Source organism: Palaeococcus sp. (in: euryarchaeotes), from assembly GCF_053987695.1.
This window is the reverse complement of record NZ_JBMXHE010000116.1, coordinates 1-4,848: the sequence shown is the minus strand read 5'-3', so window position 1 is coordinate 4,848 and position 4,848 is coordinate 1. Positions and strand designations below refer to the sequence as shown.

General features: G+C 45.9%; 9 protein-coding genes. 3 read left to right on the top strand and 6 right to left on the bottom strand.

What is annotated here, in order from left to right:
- The 3 genes from ACXJGZ_RS09035 to ACXJGZ_RS09025 all read left to right on the top strand — a co-directional run.
- Positions 1-148, top strand: a 148-nt coding sequence (locus tag ACXJGZ_RS09035; RefSeq protein ID WP_456321217.1) for a DUF835 domain-containing protein, incomplete at its 5' end; no start/stop codon positions are given.
- Positions 149-302: 154 nt separating this feature from the next.
- A complete protein-coding gene (locus ACXJGZ_RS09030) occupies positions 303-722 on the top strand; it encodes a DUF371 domain-containing protein (RefSeq protein ID WP_456321216.1) in 420 nt (139 codons plus the stop codon).
- Positions 723-792: 70 nt separating this feature from the next.
- Positions 793-1,788, top strand: coding sequence for a metal ABC transporter solute-binding protein, Zn/Mn family (locus ACXJGZ_RS09025; RefSeq protein WP_456321215.1), 996 nt, complete (start codon positions 793-795; stop codon positions 1,786-1,788).
- On the opposite strand, the gene ACXJGZ_RS09020 is transcribed toward ACXJGZ_RS09025, so the two are convergent.
- From ACXJGZ_RS09020 to ACXJGZ_RS08995, 6 genes are read right to left on the bottom strand one after another with little or no spacing between them, the layout of a single operon-like run.
- Entirely contained in the window at positions 1,785-3,059 is a 1,275-nt protein-coding gene (locus ACXJGZ_RS09020; RefSeq protein ID WP_456321214.1) for an ABC transporter permease, read from the bottom strand. The two genes, ACXJGZ_RS09025 and ACXJGZ_RS09020, sit on opposite strands and share 4 nt — an antisense overlap.
- Complete coding sequence (locus ACXJGZ_RS09015; protein ID WP_293254605.1) at positions 3,060-3,800, bottom strand: ABC transporter ATP-binding protein; 741 nt, start codon at positions 3,798-3,800, stop codon at positions 3,060-3,062. It abuts the gene before it with no gap.
- A complete protein-coding gene (locus ACXJGZ_RS09010; RefSeq protein WP_456321213.1) occupies positions 3,781-3,963 on the bottom strand; it encodes a hypothetical protein in 183 nt (60 codons plus the stop codon). The genes ACXJGZ_RS09015 and ACXJGZ_RS09010 overlap by 20 nt, the downstream gene beginning before the upstream one ends.
- Before the next feature lies 1 nt (position 3,964).
- A complete protein-coding gene (locus ACXJGZ_RS09005; RefSeq protein WP_293254611.1) occupies positions 3,965-4,162 on the bottom strand; it encodes a helix-turn-helix transcriptional regulator in 198 nt (65 codons plus the stop codon).
- Positions 4,163-4,453, bottom strand: coding sequence for a DUF2178 domain-containing protein (locus ACXJGZ_RS09000; RefSeq protein ID WP_456399087.1), 291 nt, complete (start codon positions 4,451-4,453; stop codon positions 4,163-4,165).
- Positions 4,454-4,816, bottom strand: coding sequence for a DUF2178 domain-containing protein (locus ACXJGZ_RS08995; protein WP_456399086.1), 363 nt, complete (start codon positions 4,814-4,816; stop codon positions 4,454-4,456).
- Positions 4,817-4,848 lie beyond the last annotated feature (32 nt).

Sequence of the window (4,848 nt, the reverse complement as noted above, 5' to 3'; positions counted from 1 at the left end):
GCTATACAATAACTTCACCAGCATCCTAAAATTTTTACATGCTCTTAGAGATTATGCTATTCTGTACGATGGGAGCATAATAATTGAAATTGATAATGCCGCCTGGGAAGAAAGGGAGCTTACGCTGCTAAGGCAAATCGAAGCTTAGCCCTTAATGCTCTTTTCCTGCTGGTCATAGAGAATTAGTGTTTTGCTCACGGTTCTAAGGGGGGCAGTTGGGAAATCATTCAATCACGGTAGATTAGCTTTGTCCTAACAGCACCAGTGGAAAAGGATATAAACTCCCGCCCGGAGCATCTTCCATGATCAGGGAAAGAATAGTATGCTGGGGACATGAAAATGTCAGGGCAACTCATAAATCCACCCTTGAATTCACAAAGGAGGACTTTTTAACACCCAGAGGAGATTGCATCCTGTGCATCAAAGCCAATAAGGGCATAAACGACCTGAGTGAGGAGTTTAAAAAAGCCCTTAAATCCGGGAAAAAGCTCACGATCAAAATCATGGTGGATGGAATCGAGGATGAGCTCACAGCTTGGGGGGACGAGCGCCTTATTTTGGATCATGCCACATCCATGGTCGTAAGGAAGAGCGAGTATATTGACAGCAGAACTCTCGCAGTGAGGGCGGACAAAGCTGCCAGGGACATTAAAAGGGAAATCGTGGAAAAATTGAAGAATCCGGAGCAAAAAGCGGTAATTGAACTTATAATAGAGGACTGATTGCTCATACGCCCTCCATCTGAGAAACCCTTTTAAAAGCATCAGACGAGAAATTTTAGGGTGACCTAAAATGAGAGCAGCATTTGCTATTATCGTCATGTTGCTAATTATGGGCACAGCTACCCCTGTAACTTCCCAAAGCAGGGAAAAACCCTTAATTATTGCCACAATAGCACCCCTTGGAGAGATTATTAAGGAGACTTTTGGAGATGATGTGGAAGTTGAAATTCTGGTTCCTTTAGGGGTCGACCCGCACGAATATCAGCTAAATCCAGAGCAAATAGAAAAGGCTAGAAATGCCATTGTAATCGTGACAACAGGAGGACATCTCCCCGCCGAGAAAAAGCTTAAGGAACTAAGTGAGAACGGTGAAATAAATGGCCTGGTGCTATGGATTGATGATTATGAAATGGAGGGGTTTAAGTTTCTGGAAAAAAGCTGGATGGGAGGAAACAATCCTCATGGTGCTTGGATGGATCCAAAAAATGCCCTCGCAATAGCTAAAGCCACAGAGAAGGCTTTAATCAAAGAAAATCCCGAAAGCAGGTATGTGTATGAGAGAGATTATGAGCGGTTTGAATATAAGGTTAATGAAATTGTGGACTCATACAGAGTGGTTTTTCAAAAAATTGGTGTAAAAAAGGCGATAATTGAGCTCCCCGCCCACCAGTATGTCCTAGAGTGGCTGGGAATTGAAAGCATCGATGCGATAAAGCCCGAAGAAGAAGTGCCTGCAAAGAGTGTGGATGAGCTGTTGGAGGGTGCAAAAGATGCTGATCTTATAGTTTATACGATTGAAAGCCCAAATTCACTCAAAAATGCTGCCCTGGAACTTTCATCAAAAAGTGGAAAGCCACTGGCAAATGTTGTCTATATGTGGGCAAACAAACCCTATACCCAGGTTCTCAAGGAAAATACCGGGGAAATAATAAAGGCGCTCAGTGAAGCTCGGGGGGCAGGGGCAGTCCAAATTAAAAGAGGAGTAAGTGAATCCTACATTTTTCTTGCACTGCTCATAGGTATTGTGATGGGTTTTGCCTTTGGTATGTTTGTGAGGAGGGGCTAGGTTCTCCTCCTGAATCTCAGCTTTGCTGTTAGAACCTTCTCCGTCGAGAAGAACTTTGCCGTTATATAGAGCATAACCGTTGCTAGGATTGCAAGATAAATTATGCTGAAATAAATGCTCGAATACTGACCCATTAGCATCGCCCTAAATGCAAGGATAGGATGACTGAAGGGCAGTGCCATTAGGAAATACTTAAAAACTGCTGGGAGGGTTTCAATGTCTGTGAACATGAGGACAAAGACGGGAAATGCTAGAGGCATTATCCCTGCATTTACCACGGTGTTCGCACTTTGAACATCCTCAGCAAATATTGCGAGGAACATCGCAAGCCCTAGGGCAAATGCTATTGTCAGGAACATGACCAAAGCAAAGAGAATTGCTCCCTTAGGGGTTATTGTAAGACCGAGCGCTTCTAGGGATATTTCCGAATCACCACTCGGTATCAGGGAGCTCATGTAATAGCGCATTCCTATCATGTATGTAATCGAAGCTATCAAACCCATAACCGCGGTTCCAGTTATTTTCCCCGCAACAATCGTTAATCTGTTCACGGGAAGCGTTAGGAGGGTTTCGAGTGTCTTATTCTCCTTTTCCATTGCCATTGTGCCAGCGGCCATCTGGGAGACCACCATGACCATGAGGAGGATTATAATGGGGATTGAAAGTCCCTGAGCCGAAAATAAATTCACGACTATTGAGGGAGAAACTTCCACGACTCTGTCCTTTATCACGGAGTAGCTCTGGGCTTCTATGGGGTGCAAAATTGCCTCAGGATCTCCACTTGCGCTGTTCTTGATCTTAAGTTTCGCAAGGTACTCATTTAAAATGTTGACCACCGCATTTATCCTGCCCTCACTAACGCTCTCCCGGATACCCGTGCTTACGCTCTTAAATATCGCATAAATCTCAACATTCGTTTTTTCATTTGCATCAATCTTCGTGGAGAAATCTCCGGGTATGACCACAACGACATTGTAGTCCTTCTCCTTGGCTTTATTTATTGCATCCTGGAGATCCTTTGCCTCGATCCGGGTCACGGTTACATTTGGGGCTATTTCAAGGCTTTTTATAAGGAGGTTCCCATAATTTCCCGTGTCAAAGTTGACCAGAACGACTTTGGTCTCCTCCTGCGCCTGCTGCATTCCAACCTGCATAAGATGCCCGAGAGCGGGATATAGAAGGAGAGGAACAACGATTATTCCAAAGAGAAGTCCTTTATCCCTGAGCATGTGCCTAAGCTCCTTCATAACAATCGTCAAGAAATCTCCCATTCAAACACCCCCTAAGGTATTTTCCACTATATCCATGAAGACTTCCTCAAGGTTCTCCGCCCCGTATTTCTCTTTCAGCTCCCGTGGAGTTCCAATTTCCACTATCACACCTTCGTTGATGAGTGCCACTCTGTCACAGAGAAACTCAACTTCCAGCATGTTATGACTCGATATGAAGAAAGTAACACCCTCACTCCTGGCGAAGTTCTTTATATTCTTCCGAATGACATAGGCATTTACTATGTCGAGACCGCTCGCCGGTTCATCAAGAATCGCCAGTTTCGGCTTTACCATGAGGGCTCTTGCAAGGAGGAGCTTTCTTGTCATCCCCTTCGAATAGGTTGAAATCTTATCATTAAGGCGCTTCCCCAAGTCGCTTATCTCCCTCCCGAGTTCGAGCATCTCCTCGACGCTCTTCCCTGTTTTTGCGTATAGCTTTGCCATAAATGTTAGATACTCCCATCCCGTCAGATTTTTATATGCTCCCGCTTCCTCGGGAAGATAGCTTATGAGCTTCCTGACGTCATCGGCCCTTTTAACCACATCATATCCAAAAATCTCGGCCCTTCCTCCTGTGGGCGATAAAAGGGTTGCGAGGATCTTCAGGGTTGTGCTTTTACCCGCACCGTTGGGCCCTATGAGCCCGAAGATTTCACCCTCCTTAACCTCGAAGCTTATACCTTTAAGGGCTTTAACCTTCCCATAATCCTTCTCAAGGTCTTCAACTTTTATCGCTGCCATGTGCAACCCTCCGATCGTATTCGAGAAGTATAACTCCAAAGGTCGCAAACAGTATTCCAACGATGATCATAGGTTTGAATTTCACATAAGCACCAGAAAATGCAAAGAGAAGTCCAACAAACATTGACCACCAAGCCTTTTCCCTGTATTTGCTCCTAAACATCTCATTCACCTTCGTAGATGAATATGTCTTCAATTTTGACATTAAAAAACCTCGCCATCTTGAAGGCGAGCTCAAGGGAAGGGTTGTACTTTCCTTTTTCTATGGCTATGATAGTCTGTCTTGTAACACCTAACGCTTTGGCCAAATCCTCCTGTGTTAGCCCCTTCCACTCCCGAAGTTCGCGAAGACGGTTCTTCACTCACATCACCCTCGAGTAGTAGTACCTCATCAGGGCGTGTCCAAATATGGCTACCGTGTAAATGAGTGCAAGCACTTTAGCCGGATCGAGCCACTCGAGGTTGTCCACAGCGAGGATGCTCATGAGAAGGAGAATCTGGACGATTATGAGGGTTTTCTCCGAGGCAATCTGGTTTATCCTCCTCCCGCGCTCGTCCTTCATTTGACCTGTCTCTTTCATGAAGCGGTAGAAGGCAACCCAGTATACCACTGTGGCGGCCGCTATGAAAATGAAGAGGGCTTCGCTCCCCATTCACATCACCCTCGCATAGTGGTAGTGCGATAGGAGGAGCACCGCTGCCCCTGCAGCGAGGGGAATTATGAGCTTCGTTGCCACCTCGCTGTTTCCTTGGCTGTACTCCCAGAGGTATTCAAGGAAGAGGAGAAAACTCATCACCGCGTAGCCGTTTCTCGCGCTCTTTGCGTCTATGAGTTCGGTCCTCTCGTCCTCAACCCTCTCAATCCTTGAGTCGTAGTACCACGTGAGCAGATAGCTAAGCAAAAAGCCCGCTACAAAGATCCCCACGGCTAAGAGAGCCCTCCCGGACTTCGTCGAGTAAGCCAGCCCGATTATCATGCCCGTAACGAGAATCCCCAGCAGGTGTTCGTACTTCATCTCACATCACCTCTTCATAGTGGGCCTTTGCA

Bases quoted from the DNA above. Each gene is read 5' to 3' on its own strand.
- ACXJGZ_RS09030 (WP_456321216.1), top strand. From the start codon at position 303: ATGATCAGGGAAAGAATAGTATGCTGGGGACATGAAAATGTCAGGGCA.
- ACXJGZ_RS09025 (WP_456321215.1), top strand. From the start codon at position 793: ATGAGAGCAGCATTTGCTATTATCGTCATGTTGCTAATTATGGGCACA.
- ACXJGZ_RS09020 (WP_456321214.1), bottom strand. From the start codon at position 3,059: ATGGGAGATTTCTTGACGATTGTTATGAAGGAGCTTAGGCACATGCTC.
- ACXJGZ_RS09015 (WP_293254605.1), bottom strand. From the start codon at position 3,800: ATGGCAGCGATAAAAGTTGAAGACCTTGAGAAGGATTATGGGAAGGTT.
- ACXJGZ_RS09010 (WP_456321213.1), bottom strand. From the start codon at position 3,963: ATGTTTAGGAGCAAATACAGGGAAAAGGCTTGGTGGTCAATGTTTGTT.
- ACXJGZ_RS09000 (WP_456399087.1), bottom strand. From the start codon at position 4,453: ATGGGGAGCGAAGCCCTCTTCATTTTCATAGCGGCCGCCACAGTGGTA.
- ACXJGZ_RS08995 (WP_456399086.1), bottom strand. From the start codon at position 4,816: ATGAAGTACGAACACCTGCTGGGGATTCTCGTTACGGGCATGATAATC.